General features: G+C 67.4%; 19 protein-coding genes. 17 read left to right on the top strand and 2 right to left on the bottom strand.

Annotation, left to right across the window (positions count from 1 at the left end):
- Window positions 1–39: 39 nt before the first annotated feature.
- The 6 genes from tatB (at window position 40) to CDO46_RS11475 (ending at window position 6,276) form a co-directional block, all read left to right on the top strand.
- A complete protein-coding gene (tatB, locus tag CDO46_RS11500) occupies window positions 40–651 on the top strand; it encodes a Sec-independent protein translocase protein TatB (RefSeq protein ID WP_087838603.1) in 612 nt (203 codons plus the stop codon).
- Complete coding sequence (gene tatC / locus CDO46_RS11495; protein ID WP_087838602.1) at window positions 648–1,412, top strand: twin-arginine translocase subunit TatC; 765 nt, start codon at window positions 648–650, stop codon at window positions 1,410–1,412. Before tatB ends, tatC begins: the two co-directional genes overlap by 4 nt.
- A gap of 75 nt (window positions 1,413–1,487) precedes the next feature.
- Window positions 1,488–2,636, top strand: a complete 1,149-nt coding sequence (locus CDO46_RS11490) for an ABC transporter substrate-binding protein (protein ID WP_087838743.1) — start codon at window positions 1,488–1,490, stop codon at window positions 2,634–2,636.
- 45 nt (window positions 2,637–2,681) lie between these two features.
- Window positions 2,682–3,716, top strand: a complete 1,035-nt coding sequence (locus CDO46_RS11485; RefSeq protein ID WP_087838601.1) for a branched-chain amino acid ABC transporter permease — start codon at window positions 2,682–2,684, stop codon at window positions 3,714–3,716.
- A gap of 65 nt (window positions 3,717–3,781) precedes the next feature.
- Entirely contained in the window at window positions 3,782–5,533 is a 1,752-nt protein-coding gene (locus CDO46_RS11480) for an ATP-binding cassette domain-containing protein (RefSeq protein ID WP_254914594.1), read from the top strand.
- 14 nt (window positions 5,534–5,547) lie between these two features.
- Window positions 5,548–6,276: an ABC transporter ATP-binding protein gene (locus tag CDO46_RS11475; RefSeq protein WP_087838599.1), complete on the top strand. Its 729-nt coding sequence runs from the start codon at window positions 5,548–5,550 to the stop codon at window positions 6,274–6,276.
- Window positions 6,277–6,289: 13 nt separating this feature from the next.
- Here the strand turns inward: CDO46_RS11475 and CDO46_RS11470 are convergent, their stop codons facing one another.
- Complete coding sequence (locus tag CDO46_RS11470) at window positions 6,290–7,468, bottom strand: S1C family serine protease (RefSeq protein ID WP_087838598.1); 1,179 nt, start codon at window positions 7,466–7,468, stop codon at window positions 6,290–6,292.
- Between the two features lie 36 nt (window positions 7,469–7,504).
- On the opposite strand from CDO46_RS11470, the gene CDO46_RS11465 reads away from it, so the two are divergent.
- A complete protein-coding gene (locus CDO46_RS11465; protein WP_087838597.1) occupies window positions 7,505–8,329 on the top strand; it encodes a Nif3-like dinuclear metal center hexameric protein in 825 nt (274 codons plus the stop codon).
- Window positions 8,330–8,589: 260 nt separating this feature from the next.
- Here the strand turns inward: CDO46_RS11465 and mscL are convergent, their stop codons facing one another.
- Window positions 8,590–9,030, bottom strand: a complete 441-nt coding sequence (gene mscL / locus CDO46_RS11460) for a large conductance mechanosensitive channel protein MscL (RefSeq protein ID WP_087838596.1) — start codon at window positions 9,028–9,030, stop codon at window positions 8,590–8,592.
- Between the two features lie 216 nt (window positions 9,031–9,246).
- Between mscL and petA the strand changes: the two genes are divergently transcribed.
- From petA to CDO46_RS11410, 10 genes are all read left to right on the top strand, one after another.
- A complete protein-coding gene (petA, locus tag CDO46_RS11455; protein WP_087838595.1) occupies window positions 9,247–9,855 on the top strand; it encodes a ubiquinol-cytochrome c reductase iron-sulfur subunit in 609 nt (202 codons plus the stop codon).
- Window positions 9,856–9,983: 128 nt separating this feature from the next.
- Window positions 9,984–11,369 (top strand): cytochrome bc complex cytochrome b subunit, encoded by a 1,386-nt coding sequence (locus tag CDO46_RS11450; RefSeq protein ID WP_087838594.1) that lies wholly within the window; start codon window positions 9,984–9,986, stop codon window positions 11,367–11,369.
- A gap of 51 nt (window positions 11,370–11,420) precedes the next feature.
- Window positions 11,421–12,263, top strand: a complete 843-nt coding sequence (locus CDO46_RS11445) for a cytochrome c1 (RefSeq protein WP_176400721.1) — start codon at window positions 11,421–11,423, stop codon at window positions 12,261–12,263.
- 84 nt (window positions 12,264–12,347) lie between these two features.
- Window positions 12,348–12,959 (top strand): glutathione S-transferase N-terminal domain-containing protein, encoded by a 612-nt coding sequence (locus CDO46_RS11440; protein WP_087838592.1) that lies wholly within the window; start codon window positions 12,348–12,350, stop codon window positions 12,957–12,959.
- Window positions 12,960–13,052: 93 nt separating this feature from the next.
- Window positions 13,053–13,580, top strand: a complete 528-nt coding sequence (locus tag CDO46_RS11435) for a ClpXP protease specificity-enhancing factor (protein ID WP_087838591.1) — start codon at window positions 13,053–13,055, stop codon at window positions 13,578–13,580.
- 130 nt (window positions 13,581–13,710) lie between these two features.
- Window positions 13,711–14,628: a TauD/TfdA family dioxygenase gene (locus tag CDO46_RS11430; RefSeq protein ID WP_165963339.1), complete on the top strand. Its 918-nt coding sequence runs from the start codon at window positions 13,711–13,713 to the stop codon at window positions 14,626–14,628.
- Between the two features lie 5 nt (window positions 14,629–14,633).
- Entirely contained in the window at window positions 14,634–15,668 is a 1,035-nt protein-coding gene (locus CDO46_RS11425; protein WP_087838589.1) for an ABC transporter substrate-binding protein, read from the top strand.
- Window positions 15,661–16,485, top strand: coding sequence for an ABC transporter permease (locus CDO46_RS11420; protein WP_087838588.1), 825 nt, complete (start codon window positions 15,661–15,663; stop codon window positions 16,483–16,485). Before CDO46_RS11425 ends, CDO46_RS11420 begins: the two co-directional genes overlap by 8 nt.
- Entirely contained in the window at window positions 16,478–17,266 is a 789-nt protein-coding gene (locus CDO46_RS11415) for an ABC transporter ATP-binding protein (RefSeq protein ID WP_165963340.1), read from the top strand. The genes CDO46_RS11420 and CDO46_RS11415 overlap by 8 nt, the downstream gene beginning before the upstream one ends.
- Window positions 17,266–18,684, top strand: a complete 1,419-nt coding sequence (locus CDO46_RS11410; RefSeq protein ID WP_087838586.1) for an MFS transporter — start codon at window positions 17,266–17,268, stop codon at window positions 18,682–18,684. Before CDO46_RS11415 ends, CDO46_RS11410 begins: the two co-directional genes overlap by 1 nt.
- The last annotated feature ends 18 nt before the right edge of the window (window positions 18,685–18,702 follow it).

Genomic DNA, 18,702 nt, shown 5'->3' with positions numbered 1-18,702 from the left:
CGCCCGTCAGGGCGTAGGGGGTGTTCCCATAGGCGCTGAATGTTCGACGTCAGCTTTACCGAGCTTCTCACCATAGGCGTGGTGGCGCTCATCGTCATCGGGCCCGAGCGGCTGCCCAAGGTGGCGCGTACCATCGGCCACCTGCTGGGCCGGGCGCAGCGCTACGTCAACGACGTCAAGAGCGACATCCGCCGCGAGATGGAGCTCGAGGAATTGCGCAACCTGCGCAAGGAAATGGAAGACGCGGCCCGTTCGCTCGAGACCACGGTCAAGACCAACGTCGAGGAACTGCACAAGGGGCTCAACGAGGTCCAGCAGACCGTCGAGGGGGCCGCCCGCGACGTGAAGGATGCGGCGACGGGGACACAGGAGCCGGCCGCCCCCGCCGAGGCGTCCGCGCTCGACGCGCCGGCCGCCCAAGCTGCTCCGGCGGTCGAGGCGCCCTTCACGGGACCGGCCGCCGGGCCCGCCGCTCCGGCGGCCTCGTCCGCGCAGCCGGAGGGGGCCGAACCGGCCGCCGCCCAGGAAGCGCCGTCCGAGCAGGACCTCGCGCAGGGCTCGCTGTTTCCGCCGGACCTGTTGCCGTCGTCCGCCGATCAACCCGCCGCCGGCCAGCCGGCCGAGGCTTCGACGGTACGTGAAAGAACGTGACTGACAAAGACGTATCGCAGGAAGACAGCTTCATCTCCCACCTGGTGGAGCTGCGCGACCGCTTGCTGAAGGCCATCATCGCGGTCGTGGCCGTCTTCATCGTGCTGTTCCTTTATCCCGGCGCCTCGGCGATCTACGACGTGCTGGCCCAGCCCATGCTGGCGACCCTGCCGCCCGGCACGCGCATGATCGCCACCGGCGTCATCACGCCCTTCATGGTGCCGGTCAAGGTCACGCTGCTGGCGTCCTTCGTGCTCGCGCTGCCCTTCGTGCTGTACCAGGCCTGGGCCTTCGTCGCGCCGGGCCTCTACCAGCACGAGAAGAGGCTGGCCCTGCCGCTGATCGTGTCCAGCACCGTGCTGTTCCTGTCCGGCATGGCCTTCTGCTATTTCGTGGTCTTCAAGACCGTTTTCCACTTCATCGCCACCTTCGCGCCGCAGTCGATCACGCCGGCGCCTGACATCGAGGCCTACCTGAACTTCGTCATGACGATGTTCCTGGCCTTCGGCCTGACCTTCGAGGTGCCGGTGGCGGTGGTGCTGCTGGTCAAGACCGGGGTGACCACGGTGGCCAAGCTGTCCGCGGCGCGCGGCTACGTCGTCGTCGGCGCGTTCGTGCTGGCGGCCGTCGTCACGCCGCCGGATGTTGTCAGCCAGTTCTTGTTGGCGGTACCTTTATGCGTGCTCTACGAACTGGGCCTGGTGGCGGCCCGCTTCGTCAAGAGCCGGGAATCGGATTCGACCGCCATCGAGAAAGTCTGAACCCGCCGTGCCCCGGTGCCGCCCGCGCGGCCGGGGCGGGGGTTCGGTTCCAGAACAAGCACAATGGGGACCTTCATGTTTTCCTTGAACAAACTGGCCCTGGCCGTGGGCCTTGGCGTTTTCGCCGCCGCCGCGCAGGCCGACATCACCGTGGGCGTCAACGTCTCGGCCACGGGCCCGGCCGCCTCGCTCGGCATTCCCGAGAAGAACACCTTCGCCCTGATGCCCAAGACCATCGCGGGCCAGAAGGTCAACTACATCGTGCTGGACGACGCCAGCGACACCACGACGGCGGTCAAGAACGCCCGCCGTTTCGTGACCGAGGACAAGGTCGACGTGATGGTCGGTTCGACCATCACGCCGAACTCGCTGGCAATGGTCGACGTTGCCGCCGAAACCGGTACCCCGGTGGTGTCCATGGCCGCCTCGGCCGTCATCGTCGAACCCCAGGACGTCAAGAAGCGCTGGGCCTTCAAGACGCCCCAGAACGATGCCGAGATGGCCAAGGCCATCGTCGAGCACATGCAGGGCCAGAAGATCAAGTCGGTGGCCTTCATCGGCTTCGCGGACGCCTACGGCGAGGGCTGGTACCAGGAATTCTCGAAGGCGGCCCAGGCCGCCGGCATCAAGGTGCTGACCAACGAGCGCTATAACCGTACCGATACGTCGGTGACCGGCCAGGTGCTGAAGATGATCGCCGCCAAGCCCGACGCCGTGCTGATCGCCGGTGCCGGCACCCCTGCCGCGCTGCCCCAGAAGACGCTGAAGGAGCGCGGCTACCGCGGCACGTACTACCAGACCCACGGCGTGGCCAACAACGACTTCCTGCGCGTGGGCGGCAAGGACATCGAAGGCACCTTCCTGCCCGCGGGTCCGGTGCTGGTGTCGGCCCAGTTGCCGGCGGACAATCCGGTCAAGGCCTCGGCCACCGAGTACGTGCAGAAGTACGAGGCGACCTACGGCAAGGGCTCGGTGTCCACCTTCGGCGCCCACGCCTGGGATGCCGGCAAGCTGATCGAGGCGGCCGTCCCCGTCGCCCTGAAGAAGGCGCAGCCGGGCACGCCGGAGTTCCGCGCGGCCCTGCGCGACGCGCTGGAGAACGTCAAGAACGTGGCGGGCGCGCACGGGGTATTCAACATGAGCCCCACGGACCACGTCGGCCTGGACAACCGTTCCCGCGTCATGGTCGTGATCGAAAACGGTGGCTGGAAGCTGATCAAGTAATTTTCTGGTGGACCAGGGCGGATCTCCGGCCCTGCCGGAGCTGACATGGATTTACAGATCGCCCTTTTCCTGATCCAGGACGGTGTCGTCAACGGCGCCATCTATGCGTTGCTGGGGATGGCGCTGGTGCTGGCCTTCACGGTCACGCGCGTGATCTTCATTCCCCAGGGCGAGTTCGTCGCCTGGGGGGCCCTGACCCTGGCGGGCTTGCAGGCCGGCCAGTTGCCGGGAACGGTCTGGCTGCTGGCCATGGGCGGGTGCGCCGTCATGCTGGTGGAGCTGTGGACCGCGTGGCGGCGCCAGGACTGGCGTGCCGTTCCGCGGGCCGCCGGCTGGAACCTGCTCTATCCCGCATTGATCTTCGCCGCCGCGCGTTTCGTCGATTTCCAGCAAATGCCGCTGGCCGTGCAGATCCTGTTCGCGCTGCTGGTGGTGGTGCCGATGGGCCCCATGGTCTGGCGCCTGGCCTTCCAGCCGGTGGCCGAGAGCAGCGTCCTGGTGCTGCTGATCGTCTCGGTGGCGGTGCACGTGGCCATGGTGGGGCTGGGGCTGCTGTTCTTCGGCGCCGAAGGAGCGCGCACTTCGCCGTTCACCGATGGCGGCATCGAGCTGGGTGGCATTCCGGTCTCGGCCCAGACGCTGTGGGTGATCGGTTCGTCGATCGCCCTCATCCTGGCGCTGACCGTGCTGTTCGGCCGGACGCTGTATGGCAAGGCCCTGCGCGCCACGGCGGTGAACCGGGTCGGCGCCCGCCTGATGGGCATTCCGACCAGCCTGGCCGGCAAGCTCTGCTTCACGCTGTGCGCCTTGATCGGAGCGTTCTCGGGCATCCTCATCGCGCCCATCACGACCATCTACTACGACACCGGCTTCCTGATCGGCCTGAAGGGCTTCGTCGCCGCCATCATCGCCGGCCTCGCCAGCTATCCGCTGGCCGCCGCCGGCGCGGTGCTGGTGGGCCTGCTGGAGGCCTTTTCGTCGTTCGCGGCCAGCGCCTACAAGGAAGTCATCGTGTTCACGCTGATCATCCCGGTGCTGATCTGGCGCTCGCTCGCCTCGCGTCACGTGGAGGAAGAATGATGCGGCTGCGCCCCATCTGGTTCGTCGGCGCCGGCCTTGTCCTGCTCGTCGCCGCCGTGTTCGGGATGTCCGAGTTCACCGTCACGCTGCTGAACTACATCGGCTTGTACGCGCTGGTGGCGCTGGGGCTGGTGCTGCTGACCGGCGTGGGCGGGGTGACTTCTTTCGGCCAGGCGGCCTTCGTCGGCCTGGGCGCCTACACCAGTGCCTGGCTATCCATCGCCACGCTGCCGCCAGCCTTCGCGTGGCTGGGCGGCTCGCCCTGGTTGGGGTTGCTGGCCGGCCTGGTGGTCACCGCGGTGGCCGCGTGGGTGCTGGGCGCGATCGCGCTGCGCCTGTCCGGGCACTATCTGCCGCTGGGCACCATCGCCTGGGGGCTGAGCCTGTACTTCCTGTTCGGGACGCTGGATTTTCTGGGGGGCCATACCGGGCTGTCCGGCCTGCCGCCCATTTCGATCCTCGGGCTGGACCTGTCCAAGGGCCGGCACCTGTTCTGGCTGATCTGGGCGATCCTGCTGCTGGCCATGCTGCTGGTCAGCAACCTGCTCGATTCGCGCGAGGGACGGGCCATCCGGGCGTTGAAGGGCGGCATGGTGATGGCCGAGTCGATGGGGGTGAACACCGCCCGCTCGCGCATCGCGATCTTCATGATCGCGGCCCTGCTGGCATGCGTCTCGGGCTGGCTGTATGCGCACATGCAGCGCTTCGTGAATCCCACGCCTTTCGGCCTGCATATCGGCATCGAATACCTGTTCATGGCCGTCATCGGCGGAGCAGGGCAGGTGTGGGGCGCGCTGGTCGGCGCCGGCCTGGTCACCATGCTCAAGCAATGGCTGCAGGACCTGCTGCCCGGCCTCCTGGGCGCCTCGGGCAATTTCGAGAGCATCGTCTTCGGCATCCTGCTCGTGGTCGCCTTGCAGCGCGCGCCGGACGGGCTCTGGCCCGTGATCGTCCGCCTGGCCCGGCGCTGGCTGCCGCTGGCCGAGTCCCGGCGCACCGTCGACGAGCAAGCGCGGCCGCTGGCGCGGCGTGCCCAGCCGGCGCACGGCGAAGTCGTATTGGAGGCCCGGGGCCTGACCAAGCGCTTCGGCGGGCTGGTGGCCAACAACGACATCAGCTTCACCGTCCCCGCCGGCGGGGTGCTGGCCCTGATCGGCCCCAACGGCGCGGGCAAGAGCACCATGTTCAACCTGCTGTCCGGCGTGGACGACCCCACCTCCGGGAAGGTGGTCTTCCGCGGGCGGGACGTGACGGGCCGGCCCTCGCGCGAGATCGCCGCGCTGGGCATGGGCCGCACGTTCCAGCACGTGCGCCTGCTGCCGCAGATGACCGTGATCGAGAACATCGCGCTGGGCGCCCACTTGCGGGAGCGTCCGGGCCTGCTGTCGGGCCTGGTGCTGGGCGGCCTGCACCTGGAACGCCGCGAGGAGGCGCGCCTGTTGGCCGAGGCGGCGCGGCAGGCCCGGCGCGTGGGGCTGGGCGACGCCCTGCACGTGGCGGCCGGTTCGTTGCCGCTGGGCAAGCAGCGCATGCTGGAGATCGCCCGCGCGCTGTGCGCCGATCCCTGCCTGCTGTTGCTGGACGAGCCGGCGGCCGGCCTGCGCTACCTCGAGAAGCAGGCCCTGTCCGACACCCTGAAGGCGCTGCGCTCCGAAGGCATGGCCATCCTGCTGGTCGAGCACGACATGGATTTCGTCATGGGCCTGGCCGACCGCGTGGTGGTGATGGAGTTCGGAGAGAAGATCGCCGAGGGCTTGCCCGAGGACGTGCAGCGCGATCCGCGCGTGCTGGAAGCGTATCTGGGAGGTGTGGAATGACGGGGTCGGCGGCAATGGCCGCGCCGCTGCTCGAGGTCTCGGGCCTGTCGGTGTCCTACGGCAAGGTCGAGGCGCTGCATGGCATAGACCTGGCGGTGCCGGCGGGCACCATCGTGACGGTGATCGGCCCCAACGGCGCGGGCAAGACCACCTTGCTGTCGGCCATCATGGGACTGCTGCCGGCGCGTGGCGCCATCAGCCTGGAGGGCCGTCCACAGCGCCGCGTGGACATCGAGCAGATGGTCGCCGCCGGCCTGAACCTCGTGCCCGAGAAACGCGAACTGTTCGGCGAGATGAGCGTCGAGGACAATCTGCTGCTGGGCGCTTTCCAGCGCTATCGCTCGGGCCATCGCGACCAGGCCGCGTCGATGGAGGAAGTCTACGGGCTCTTCCCCCGGCTCAAGGAACGCCGCCGCCAGCTGGCTGCCACCCTGTCCGGCGGCGAGCGCCAGATGCTGGCCCTGGGGCGCGCCCTCATGGCCAAGCCCCGCCTGCTGCTGCTGGACGAGCCATCGCTGGGGCTCGCGCCGCGCATCGTCAAGGAAATCTTCCTCATCATCGCCGAACTGCGGCGCCGCGGCGTGGCCATCCTGCTGGTCGAGCAGAACGCGCGCGCGGCCTTGCAGACGGCCGACTACGCCTATGTGCTGGAGACCGGCCAGGTGGTGCTGGCCGGCCCGGCCCGCGAGCTGGCGGACGATCCGCGCGTGGTCGAGAGCTACCTGGGCCTGGGCCGCAAGTAGGTCCGGGCCGGCGTCAGGGTTGCTGGGCCTCGCGCCTGGGCTTGGGCCGCGTGCCGATGGTCACGCTGGCTTCCATTTCCTGTCCGCCACGGACGATCTTGATGGACACCTTCTCGCCCGGCGGCAACTGGGCGATGGCGTTCAGCATCGTGGTGGTGTCCAGGATGGCCTTGCCCGCGACCGATACCACGATGTCGCCCGTGCGTATGCCGGCCTTGGCCGCCGGCCCGCCGCGCACCACGCCGGCGATGATGACGCCTTCCTTGCGCGACAGCTTGAAGGCGTCGGCCAGCTCGGCCGTCAGGTCCTGCGGCTCGACGCCGATGTAGCCCCGCGTGACCGTGCCGGTCGTGATCAGTTGCTCCATCACCTGGCGCGCCGTGCTGACCGGGATCGCGAAGCCTATGCCCAGCGAGCCGCCCGAGCGGGAATAGATGGCGGTGTTGATGCCGACCAGGTTGCCCTGGGCGTCGATCAGCGCGCCCCCGGAATTGCCGGGGTTGATGGCGGCGTCGGTCTGGATGAAGTTCTCGAAGGTGTTGATGCCCAGGTGGGTGCGGCCCAGCGCCGAGACGATGCCCATGGTCGTGGTCTGGCCCACGCCGAACGGGTTGCCGATGGCCAGCACCACGTCGCCCACCTGGAGATCCTCGGCCCGGCCGAAGGTGACCGAGGGCAGGTTGGGCAGCGCCAGCTTCAGTACCGCCAGGTCGGTCTCGGGATCGGACCCGACCAGGGTGGCCTTGCCCTTGCGGCCATCGGCCAGCGCCACTTCGATCTCGTCCGCCGCCTCGATCACATGGTTGTTGGTCAGGATGTAGCCTTCCGGGCTGACGATGACGCCCGATCCCAGGCTGGAGACCGGTTCGGGGTTGGTGTCGGGTTCGCCGAAGAAACGCCGGAATACCGGATCGTCGGAGAACGGATAGGCAGGCTGCTGGGGCGTGTCCTTGCTGGTGAAGATGTTCACCACGGCCGGCGCCGCCTTGTGGGTGGCCGCCGCATAGGACGCGGTCGCGCCGCCTTCGCCGGTCGGCGAGGGCGAGGCCTCGAAGAACGGGACGACGATGGCGTTATTGCTGCCCGGGCCCCCGCGGCGTGGCAGCCATTCGGGGCGCAGGGTGGCGACGATGAATAAAATGGCCAGACAGACGGTGGTGGTCTGGGCAAAGATCAGCCATAGTCGGCGCATGTGCAAAATACTTTTCCCTAGCTTAGGAGATTGACAATGATCGCAGGCGAGCGGGCCTCAGCGCAAACCCATGCACCAGCGGGGGGCGCGGGCGGCGTCAGCGCCGAGGAACTCGCGTCCTGGCTGGCCGCCGAACTGCAGGTCGCCCGCTTCCGCGACTACTGTCCGAACGGATTGCAGGTCGAGGGACGGCCCGTGGTCCGGCATATTATCGCCGCCGTCACCGCATCCGAGGCCGCCATTCGGCATGCCATCGCCGCCGGGGCGGACGGCCTGCTGGTCCACCACGGCTGGTTCTGGAAGAACGAGGACCCCCGCGTGCGGGGCACCCGCCGCACCCGCCTGTCGCTGGTCCTGGGCCATGACCTGAACCTGTTCGCCTACCACCTGCCCCTGGATGCCCACCCCCGGTGGGGCAACAACGCACAACTGGCCGAGGTGCTGGGCCTGGCCCCCCACTTCGTGGAGGGCGTGCCCCAGACCGCCGGCCATGACGGCCTGATCTGGCTGGGCCAGGCCCCCGGCCTGGCCACGGTGGGCGACCTGGCGGCCCGCATCGCGCAGCGCCTGCAGCGCGAACCCATGCTGATCGGCGACCCCTCCCGTCCCGCGGGCCGCATCGCCTGGTGCACCGGCGCGGCCCAGGGCATGCTCCAGGACGCCATCGACGCCGGCGCCCAGACCTACATCACCGGCGAGATCTCCGAACCCACCGTCCACCTCGCCCGCGAAACCGGCACCGCCTTCCTGGCCGCCGGCCACCACGCCACCGAACGCTACGGCGTCCAGGCCCTGGGCCGCGCCATCGCCGACCGCTTCGGCATCCGGGTGGATTTCATCGACATCGACAACCCGGTCTGAGGGGAAGCCCACCCCCTACCCGCTGACGCGGGCCCCCTAAAGGGGGCGAAACTGGCGGACTGGCAAAGCCAGCTCCGCGGTTTCCTGGGTCTAGGGAAACGATCTTGGGCTGAATCACCGATGCTATCGCTGGCAGCCAGCGATAGCATCGGTGCCGCAACCCAAGAATTGGGTACTAGACCCAGGATGCGGTGGATCCGGCTCCGCCGGTCCACCCGCATCGCCCCCTGGGGGGCGCCCGCAGGGCGTAGGGGGGGGGCCTACCTCTTCAGCAGGTCGCGGATTTCGCGCAACAGTTCGACGTCTTCCGGGGTCGGCGCGGGCGCCGGCGGCGGGGCTTCCTTGGTGAAGCGGGCCTGGGCGCGGTTCATGGCCTTGACCATCCAGAAGATGACGAAGGCCAGCAGCACGAAGTTGATCAGAATAGTCAGGAAATTGCCCCACCCGAGCAGGGTGGCGCCGGCCTTGCTGAGGGCGTCGTAGGTCTGCGGGCCGGTGTAGTCGGCCGGCGCCCGGAGTACGATGAACTTGTTGCTGAAATCGACGTTGCCGCCCAGGATGACGTTGACGATCGGCATGACGATGTCTTTGACCAGGGAGTCGACGATCTTGCCGAACGCCGCGCCGATGATCACACCGACCGCGAGGTCGACGACGTTGCCGCGCATCGCGAAATCGCGGAACTCCTTCATGATGCTCATGGACCACCTCCCGTTTGTTGTTGCGCGAGAGTATCTCTCATTTTTCTGCGTGGCGGTGAGCTCGGCCGTAACAGTGCGATGGCGAATGTGCTACGAAGTCTGTCGGGCCCTGTAGGCATTGCGTTATACTCGAAGGTTACTATAAGGCGCCGGTCCGCCAAGAGCGCCAATCTGCTTTCAAGTGCTAAGAGAAGAAGTAATCTTGAGGGTCAATCAATGAGTCAGGACAAAGTGGTAGACGCCGACCGCCGTTTCTGGGTCGGCACCACCTGTGCTGTCGGGGGAGTCGCGGCCGTAGGAGTGGCCGTTCCTTTCGTCAGCACGTTCGCCCCGTCCGAACGGGCGAAGGCGGCGGGTGCTCCGGTGGAAGTCGAAATTGGAGACATGCAGCCCGGTGAAATGCGCACCGTCGAGTGGCGCGGCAAGCCGGTCTGGATCATCCGCCGGACGCCCGAGCAGCTTGCCACGCTGAAGGAAGTCGACGCCCAGCTCGCCGACCCCAACTCCGAGCGCAACCCGAACGAAATCACGCCCGAGTACGCGCGCAACGAGTACCGCTCGATCAAGCCCGAGTACCTCGTCGCCGTCGGCATCTGCCCGCACCTCGGGTGCTCGCCCACCGCCCGGTTCGCCACCGGGCCCCAGCCCAACCTGCCGGCCGATTGGCACGGCGGCTTCCTGTGCCCCTGCCATGGGTCGACCTTCGACATGGCCGGACGGGTGTACAAGAACAAGCCGTCGCCCGACAACCTGACGATTCCTCCCTACGAGTTCGTGTCCGATACCAAGATCGTGGTCGGTGTCGACAAGAACAACAAGGCCTGAGCGTCAGTCATTCGCAGCGGGGGAGGCGATAACCGCGTCCTCCTGTCAAACGTAGCCATAGAAACACGTCGGCGTTGCGGCACCAAGCAGCGCAGCGCCGAACCCGCCGAGCAAAAGGAGCAGCAGCCATGGCTGGCGAGAAGAATGTCGAGACCACTGGCCTTCTGGGCTGGATCGACGCCCGCTTTCCGCTCACCTCGACCTGGAAAGCGCACCTGTCCGAGTACTACGCACCGAAGAACTTCAATTTCTGGTATTTCTTCGGCTCGCTGGCGCTCCTGGTGCTGGTCATCCAGATCGTGACCGGGATTTTCCTGGTCATGCACTACAAGCCCGACGCCGAACGCGCGTTCCAGTCGGTCGAATACATCATGCGGGAAGTGCCGTGGGGCTGGCTCGTCCGGTACATGCACTCCACCGGCGCCTCGATGTTCTTCGTCGTGGTGTACCTGCACATGCTGCGCGGGCTGTTCTACGGCTCGTACCGCAAGCCGCGCGAGCTGGTCTGGATCTTCGGCGTGGCGATCTTCCTGTGCCTGATGGCCGAGGCCTTCATGGGCTACCTGCTGCCCTGGGGCCAGATGTCCTACTGGGGCGCCCAGGTGATCGTGAACCTGTTCTCGGCCATCCCGTTCGTCGGTCCTGACCTGGCGATCCTGATCCGCGGCGACTACGTCGTCTCCGACGCGACCCTGAACCGCTTCTTCTCGTTCCACGTCATCGCCGTGCCCCTGGTGCTGCTGGGCCTGGTCGTGGCGCACGTCATCGCGCTGCACGAAGTCGGCTCCAACAACCCCGACGGCGTCGAGATCAAGGCCAAGAAGGACGCCAACGGCGTTCCGCTCGACGGCATCCCGTTCCATCCCTACTACTCCGTGCACGACCTGTTCGGTGTGGCGATCTTCCTGATGATCTTCAGCGCGATCGTCTTCTTCGCGCCGGAGATGGGCGGCTACTTCCTCGAGTACAACAACTTCATCCCGGCCGATCCGCTCAAGACCCCGCCGCACATCGCGCCGGTCTGGTACTTCACGCCGTTCTACTCGATGCTGCGTGCCTGCACCGACGACTTCACCTGGGTGCTGGCGTTCGCCGCGGTCGCGGCGGCGGTGTGGTTCCTGCTCAAGAGCCGCGTCAGCGGCGTCGCCAAGATCGCCATCGTCGTGGTGCTGCTGGCCATCGCCGTCCTGCTGCGCGTCTGGGACGCCAAGTTCTGGGGCGTGCTGACGATGGGCGGCGCGGTGGTCATCCTGTTCTTCCTGCCCTGGCTCGATCATTCGCCCGTGAAGTCCATCCGCTACCGTCCCGGTTGGCACAAGTGGATCTACGGCATCTTCATCGTCAACTTCCTGGTGCTGGGCTACCTGGGCACGCAGCCGCCCAACGACGTCTTCAACCTCATCTCGCAGATCGGCACGGTCCTCTACCTCGGCTTCTTCCTGTTGATGCCGTTCTGGAGCCGGCTCGGCACGTTCAAGCCTGTGCCCGAACGTGTCACTTTCTCCGCCCACTGAGGATGTTCACCGGGCCGGCGGCGGTTGCGCCGGCCCGACAGACTAACGGATATCACGATGAAGAAGCTGCTCGGTCTACTGATTCTGATGCTTGCCTGCACTGGGGTGCAGGCAGCCGAAGGCGGGTATCACCTCGAGAAGGCGCCCTCGCGCCTGAACGACCTGCCGGCCCTGCAAAACGGGGCCAAACTGTTCGTCAACTATTGCCTGAACTGTCATGCCGCCTCGTCGATGCGGTACAATCGGCTCAAGGACATCGGCCTGACCGACGAACAGATCAAGGACAACCTCCTGTTCACGGACGGCAAAGTCGGCGACATGATGACCGTTGCCATGAGCGCCAAAGAGGCGAAGGAATGGTTCGGCGCCGCGCCTCCCGACCTGTCGGTCATTGCCCGGGCGAAATCCGTCAACGCGGGACCGTCGGGCGCCGATTACCTCTACACCTACCTGCGTACGTTCTACCGCGACGATACCCGGCCCACGGGCTGGAACAACCTGGTCTTTCCCAACGTGGGCATGCCTCATGTCCTGTGGGAACGCCAGGGTCCGCGCGAACTCACCACCGTCGCCATGCACCGGGGCGAAGGCGAGCACGGCTGGGAGCGTGTCACGACGACCTACGACGTGAATGGCGCTGCCACCGTCAAGCATGAGCCGGTTGCCGACTACCATGGCCACGAAACGATGGAAACGCGTTTCACGGCCAAGGATGCGGCCCGGGTGCAAGCGTACGACAACGACGTGGCCGATCTGGTCGCGTTCATGTCGTGGATGGCCGAGCCCGTGCAGCAGCATCGCGTGCGCCTGGGGGTGTGGGTGCTGATTTTCCTGGCTTTCTTCACGGTCATCACCTGGCGCCTGAACGCCGTGTACTGGAAGGACGTCAAGTAGTTCTCGAACTACCTGTCCGGGGCCAGCATCCTCTTGGATGACTGGCCCTTTAACGTTTTTACATCCCCTCTCGGAGGCCCCGCCATGATGGTGCTTTACTCCGGAACCACGTGTCCGTTTTCCCAACGCTGCCGTTTCGTGTTGTTCGAAAAGGGCATGGATTTCGAAATCCGCGACGTCGACCTCTACAACAAGCCCGAGGACATCGCCGTCATGAACCCGTACGGCCAGGTGCCCATCCTGGTCGAGCGCGATCTGGTGCTGTACGAGTCGAACATCATCAACGAGTACATCGACGAGCGCTTCCCGCATCCGCAGCTGATGCCCGCCGATCCGGTGATGCGCGCTCGCGCGCGGCTGTTCCTGTTCAACTTCGAGAAAGAACTGTTCGTGCACGTCGGCACGCTGGAAGCCCGGGAAAGCCGCGCCGACGAGAAGGCGCTCGAACAGGCGCGCCAGCAGATCCGCGACCGGCTTTCGCAGCTCGCGCCGATCTTCCTGAAAAACAAGTTTATGCTTGGCGAAGAGTTCTCGATGCTGGACGTGGCGATCGCGCCGCTGCTCTGGCGCCTGGACCACTATGGCATCGAGCTGCCGAAGAACGCCGCCCCCCTGCAGAAGTATGCCGAGCGCATCTTCTCGCGGCCGGCGTACATCGAGGCGCTGACGCCGTCCGAAAAGGTCATGCGCCGCTGATGCGCAGCGCACGGATCATCCGCCGGCCCCGCGCGGCGGCCTTGCTGTCCGGGCCGTGCGCGAGCCGCGGCATGCCGCGCGAGGGATGCAACCATGAGCGAAATCTCCACCAAGCCTTACCTGATCCGCGCGCTGCACGAGTGGTGCACCGACAACGGCTACACGCCGCACCTGGCGGTGACCGTCGACGAGCGGGTAGTGGTGCCCCGCGAGCACGTCAAGAACGGCGAGATCGTCCTGAACGTCGGCAGGCTGGCCACCCACAAGCTGCAACTGGGCAACGAGTTCATCGAGTTCCAGGCGCGCTTTGGCGGCGTGGCGCGCCAGATTTCCGTCCCGGTGGATGCGGTCACGGCCATCTACGCCCGCGAGACCGGACATGGCATGGCCTTCGAGGCGGGACCGCCCGCAGGCACGGGCGCCGCGCCCGACAGTCCGGTCGTCGACGACGCCGCTGCCGCCGAGCCCCAGGAGAACGTGTCGGGCAGCCGTCCGCAACTGTCCGCCGTACCGGCGGGCGAGACGCCTCCGGCCCCGTCCGACGAAGGGCCGGACGATACGGATCCCGCGCCCTCGGGCGGCCCCGATCGTGGCCGGCCGAAGCTGACCGTCATCAAGTAAGTCCTCTCCGAGCCGGCGGGGCAACTGCCCCGCCCGCGCTTTCACGCGACGCATAACGAAACTCGGAAACATTCGTTAGCGGCCGCGGCGGCCGTCGTTATTCTGGCTCTCTTTCGCGAGACGAATGACGATGAACGCATTGCTCAAACCGCTGCATCGGCCCGCGGACACCGAGCTGCACCAACCCCGCATCCTCGCCCCCGAGCTGTATCGCTACGACGAGGCGCGCCTGGGCGAAATCCGCATCCAGCCGTATTCCCCCATCGTGGGGGGACTGGTCCAGGGGTTCCGCTTCCAGCCCGAGGTCCGGACACCGGACGAAGTCCAGGCCTTCCTTTACCGCGCCCTGCTGGAGTACGGCTTCCTGTCGTTCGAGCCGGGATCGGTCGCGGCCGGCGACTTCGAGCCGTTCGCCGCCTTGTTCGGCTCGCCCCGGTTCGCCGGCAACCCCCAGGCGCCGCGCGTGGGCGGCGAGGCCAACGCCATCGATTCGGCGCGCAAGAAGACGCGCACCAACTATATCTGGCACATCGACCAGGCCTATCGCGAGCGTCCGCAGAAGTTCACGGCCCTGTACGCCGTGCAGGCGCCCCGGCACGGCGGCGGGACGCTGTTCTCGAACGCCACGGCGGCCTACCAACTGCTCGATCCACGCTTCGCGGCCTATCTGGACACGTTGACCATCCTGCACAACGCCGACCAGATGGGGCTGGTGTCCATGTCCTACGGCGATCCGGAGCGGCTGGCCCAGGCGCGGCTCGACACGCCACCGCTGGAGGTGCCGCTGGTGCGGGTGCATCCGGAAACCGGCGCGCGCCAGCTTTTCGCCTGCGAACTCTATGCGCAGCGGGTGCTGGGCGTGCCTCGGCTGGTCAGCGACCATCTGCTGGGCATCGTGTTCGAGTTCATCAAGTCGCCCGAAGTCTGCACCGAGTACCGCTGGGAGACCGGCGCCGCGCTGATCTGGGATAACCGTATCGTCCAGCATCGGGGCATCTTCAACTACGCGGGACAAGACCGCGTGCTGCATCGCGCGGTGCTGGACTGATAGTCATGAAAAACCTGAAAGAGCTGTTCCGCAAGGTCGGCACCGCGCTGGCCGTGGGGCTGGCGGTGAACGCCACGGTATCCTTCGCCCAGGCGGCCGAGCCGCTGCCTAGGCTGGCGGTCACGGTGTTCTCGCCGCCTTCGCAAAGCATATGGATACCGGTGCTGATCCAGAAGCTGGGGCTGGACCGCAAGCACGGGTTCGAACTGACCGTCACGCCCAAGCCTTCCAACGTGGCCTATACCGATTTCGCCACGGGCCGGGATCCGGTCTGCTTCTGCGCCGCGATCGCCGCGGTCAGCCGCTTCAAGCAGCAGGGCGCCGATTTCACGTTGCTGTGGAACATCTTCAATTTCGAGTCGGACATCGTCATCCGCGATCCCGCGATCACGGACATCAAGCAGCTCCAGGGCAAGGTGGTGCAGACCGACACCATCACGGGAAGCTGGGCGCTGTCGAAGTGGTTCCTGCAGGCCCGGGGCGTGGACCTGGGCAAGGTCACGATCAAGTCCTCGAGCGCGCGCGGCGCCGCGGGACTGGCCGAGCTGCAACTGGGGCGCATCGACGCCCTGCTGGTCAATCCCACCGAGGGCGCCGCCGCGGTCGCGCAGGGCAAGGGGGCGTTGCATGCGCTGCCGGTGTTCGACAAGGCCGTCTGGCAAAAGGCCTCGGGCACGGATTTCGTGCCGTCCATCACGCTGGGCGTGGCGTCGCCATGGATCGCCCAGGCGCCCAACCAGGCGCTGATCCGCAAGTTCTACGCGGCCAACCGCGAAGCGGCGGCGTTCATCCGGCAAAAACCGGCCGAGGCCGCCCGTCTGGTGTCCAAGGACGCGCAGGTCGAGGTGGACGCATTGCAAGGCGTGCTGGAACGTTATCGCGACCTGACCCGCATCGAGCCCCTGCGCCGCCACATCAAGACCGTGGCACTGCTGACCCAGAAGCTGTTGCCCGAAGGGGGCCAGTTGCCGCGCCCGCTGACCGACGCGGAACTCGATTCGCTGGTGTCCGCCTTCGACGTGGAAGGAAGGAATGAGTAGCCTGGCGGACCCTCGCGTAGCGGCACGCAGGCGCGGCGCGCGGCCGGCCGCCTGGCCGGCCGTGCCGTGGGAAGGCGCGCTGGCCATTGCCTTGATGCTGGGGGCGTGGGAATGGGCGTCGCATCGTTCGACCCCCATGTTCTTCCCCTCGCTGGCACAGATAGCGGCCACCGGCGGCGATCTGCTGGCCTCGCCCGAAGGCTGGTCCGCCATCGCCATCACCTACGGACGTATCTGGGCGTACCTGCTGGCATCGTTCCTGGTGTCGTCCCTGCTGGGCGCGGCCGTGGCCGGCAACGTCCACGTCGAGCGCTTCCTGGTGCCGCTGGTCGAGCTCAAGCAGGGCATTCCGTCCCTGTGCTGGGTCATCTTCGCCATCCTCTGGTTCCGCGATGCCGAGGCGCGCATCGCCTTCGTGGTAGTCACCTCGGCGCTGCCCGCGTTCTTCTACCAGGCCCGCGACGCCCTGCGCGGCATCCCGCGCGACTGGGTGGACCTCGTGCAATCCATGCGGCCCACGCCCTGGCAGCGGGCGCGCATCCTGTGGTGGCCGGCGGTCCTGCCGTCGCTGCTGACGGTGTGGCGGATCAACATCGGCAATGCCACCCGCGTCACCATCATGGCCGAGCTGCTGGGCGGCATCACCGGCATCGGCCACCAGTTGCGCGTGTCGCAGGAGATGTTCCGCATGGACCAGACCATCGTCTGGACGGCCGTGCTGGTGGCCTTCGTCATCCTGAGCAATCAGGTGCTGAGCGGCCTCGAACGCCGCTTCCTGTCGTATCGCGGCCATGACGGAGTACGCAGCCATGCCTGACGCCATTGCATTCACCCAGGTCGAGAAGCGGTTCGGCAAGGGCCGCGCGCCGGCCATCGCCGACCTGAGTTTTTCCGTGTCCGCCGGCGAACACGTCTGCATCGTCGGCCGCACCGGCTGCGGCAAATCGACGGCGGTCAACCTGATCCTGGGCCTGGCGGAAGCTTCGGCCGGCCGGGTGCGAGTGCTGGGCGTCGATCCCCTGCGCGACTTCAACCGCCTGCGCGGCCGGATAGGCTGCGTCTTCCAGACCGATCGCCTGCTGCCTTGGCGCTCGGCGCTCGACAACGTGCTGGTGCCGCTGGAGATCCTGCGCGCCCGCTCGTCCGGCACCGAGGCGCAGGCCGTCGAACTGCTGCACAAGGTCGGCCTGGCCGGCCACGAACAGGCCTATCCCCAGCAACTGTCGGGCGGCATGCGCCAGCGGGTGGCGCTGGCGCGGGCGCTGATCACCCAGCCCGAGGTCATGATCGCCGACGAGGCCTTCGGCGCGCTGGACGAGGTGACCGCCGCCGCGTTGCGCGGCGACTTCCAGCGCATCGCGAAGGCGCGTGGCCAGACCGTCCTGCAGATCACGCATTCGCTGGACGAGGCGTTGTCCATGGCCGACCGCGTGCTGGTCTTCGACCGGCCCGGGCGGGTGGTGGGCGAGTTCCCGCGCGCGCAATGGGAAACGCCGGCCCAGCGGCAGGTGGTCCGGCAGGCGCTGCGGACACTGATCGCCGGCGAGGCGGAAATTGAAGCGGATGCCGGCACGGCCGGTGTGCGCCGGGCGGCCTGATGCCTCCAGCAGCCACCGCGGCGGCCGCGCCGCCCGAGCGCCTGTCGCCGCAGACCCGGCGCACCGCATGGATCGTCTCGTCCATTTTCTTCGTCGAACAGCTCGACGCGACCAGCGTGGCCTCGGCGCTGCCCGCGATGGCGGCGGACCTGAACTCGGACACGGTCACGCTCAGCGCCACCATTACCGCCTACCTGCTGGGGCTGACCATCCTGATTCCGCTGAGCGGCAGGCTGGCAGAACGTCACGGCGACAAGCGGGTGTTCGCCGGCGCGATCTGGCTGTTCCTGGCCAGCTCCATCGCCTGCGGCTTCGCGCCCAACGCCCTCGTCCTGATCGTGCTGCGCTTCGTGCAGGGCATGGCGGGCGCCCTGATGGCGCCGGTGGGCCGGCTGATCGTGCTGCGCACCGCCGCCAAGCACGAACTGGTCGAGGCGATGGCGCTGGTGATCCTGCTGGCCATGATCGCGCCGATGGTCGGCCCGTTCCTGGGCGGCCTCCTGACGACCTATGTGGGATGGCGCTGGATCTTCTGGATCAACGTGCCGCTGTGCCTGGGCGCGCTATGGCTGGTCCGGCGCTTCCTGCCCGCCACCGAAGGCCGGGGCCAGGGCGCTTTCGACCTGCGCGGCACGCTGCTGAGCGGCATCGGCTTCGCCTGCCTGATGTGGGGACTGATGGCGCTGGCTGAGGCCCGGGTCCGGACCGGGCCGGCCGTGGCGGCGCTGGCGGCCGGCGCACTGCTGGTGGCAGCCTATGTGCGGCATGCGCGGCGCACGGCCGAACCCGTGCTGGCCTTGGATCTGCTGACATTGCGCAGCTTTCGTGACGCGATGGCGGGCGGTTCGGTGTTTCGCATCGCCGTGGGTGGCGTGCCCTTCCTGCTGCCCGTGACCTTGCAGCAGCGCGACGGCTACAGCCCGCTCGAGGCGGGGCTGTTCGTGCTGGTCCCGGCCGTGGGAGGCTTCGCGATGAAGTTCTTCAGCGGCAAGATCCTGCGCCGGACCGGATACCGCAAGGGGTTGTTCCTGCATGGCGCGCTGGCGGCCGGCTGCCTGGCGGCGGCGGGATGGGTGCCGCCGCGCGAGGCCATGGTCGTGTACGCGGCCACGCTGTTCGGCTTTGGCTGGGCGCGCTCGTTGCAGATGAACGCCTACGGCACGCTGGCCTATGCCGACGTGGCGCGGCCCCGGCTGGCCGCCGCCACCAGCTTCTTCCTGGCCATCCAGAACCTGACCGTGGCCATGGGCGTGGCCGCGGCCGCGCTGCTGCTCCAGGGCGGGGCCGCGGCCGGCACGGGCGATGCCGCCTATTCCTGGGTCTACCTCGTCCTGGGCGCCGTCGCCCTGGCCAGTGCGGCCATGACGCTCGCGATGCCGCCGTCGGCCGGCCGGGACCTTCTGCAAGCCAAACGCTGATCCTTCACAAGGAATCCC

The organism is Pigmentiphaga sp. NML030171 (genome assembly GCF_002188635.1).
In the GTDB taxonomy this organism is placed as follows: Bacteria; Pseudomonadota; Gammaproteobacteria; order Burkholderiales; family Burkholderiaceae_B; genus Pigmentiphaga; species Pigmentiphaga daeguensis.
The sequence above is the reverse complement of the archived record's forward strand: the minus strand, read 5'-3'. Positions and strand labels throughout refer to the sequence as shown.

Excerpts from the sequence above, each read along its gene's own strand:
- CDO46_RS11485 (WP_087838601.1), top strand. The coding sequence starts at position 2,682 with ATGGATTTACAGATCGCCCTTTTCCTGATCCAGGACGGTGTCGTCAAC.
- CDO46_RS11440 (WP_087838592.1), top strand. The coding sequence starts at position 12,348 with ATGATGGTGCTTTACTCCGGAACCACGTGTCCGTTTTCCCAACGCTGC.
- CDO46_RS11480 (WP_254914594.1), top strand. The coding sequence starts at position 3,782 with ATGTCCGAGTTCACCGTCACGCTGCTGAACTACATCGGCTTGTACGCG.
- CDO46_RS11450 (WP_087838594.1), top strand. The coding sequence starts at position 9,984 with ATGGCTGGCGAGAAGAATGTCGAGACCACTGGCCTTCTGGGCTGGATC.
- CDO46_RS11420 (WP_087838588.1), top strand. The coding sequence starts at position 15,661 with ATGAGTAGCCTGGCGGACCCTCGCGTAGCGGCACGCAGGCGCGGCGCG.
- mscL (WP_087838596.1), bottom strand. The coding sequence starts at position 9,030 with ATGAGCATCATGAAGGAGTTCCGCGATTTCGCGATGCGCGGCAACGTC.
- CDO46_RS11415 (WP_165963340.1), top strand. The coding sequence starts at position 16,478 with ATGCCTGACGCCATTGCATTCACCCAGGTCGAGAAGCGGTTCGGCAAG.
- CDO46_RS11430 (WP_165963339.1), top strand. The coding sequence starts at position 13,711 with ATGAACGCATTGCTCAAACCGCTGCATCGGCCCGCGGACACCGAGCTG.
- CDO46_RS11435 (WP_087838591.1), top strand. The coding sequence starts at position 13,053 with ATGAGCGAAATCTCCACCAAGCCTTACCTGATCCGCGCGCTGCACGAG.
- CDO46_RS11470 (WP_087838598.1), bottom strand. The coding sequence starts at position 7,468 with ATGCGCCGACTATGGCTGATCTTTGCCCAGACCACCACCGTCTGTCTG.
- CDO46_RS11475 (WP_087838599.1), top strand. The coding sequence starts at position 5,548 with ATGGCCGCGCCGCTGCTCGAGGTCTCGGGCCTGTCGGTGTCCTACGGC.
- tatB (WP_087838603.1), top strand. The coding sequence starts at position 40 with ATGTTCGACGTCAGCTTTACCGAGCTTCTCACCATAGGCGTGGTGGCG.
- CDO46_RS11465 (WP_087838597.1), top strand. The coding sequence starts at position 7,505 with ATGATCGCAGGCGAGCGGGCCTCAGCGCAAACCCATGCACCAGCGGGG.
- CDO46_RS11490 (WP_087838743.1), top strand. The coding sequence starts at position 1,488 with ATGTTTTCCTTGAACAAACTGGCCCTGGCCGTGGGCCTTGGCGTTTTC.
- CDO46_RS11410 (WP_087838586.1), top strand. The coding sequence starts at position 17,266 with ATGCCTCCAGCAGCCACCGCGGCGGCCGCGCCGCCCGAGCGCCTGTCG.
- petA (WP_087838595.1), top strand. The coding sequence starts at position 9,247 with ATGAGTCAGGACAAAGTGGTAGACGCCGACCGCCGTTTCTGGGTCGGC.
- CDO46_RS11425 (WP_087838589.1), top strand. The coding sequence starts at position 14,634 with ATGAAAAACCTGAAAGAGCTGTTCCGCAAGGTCGGCACCGCGCTGGCC.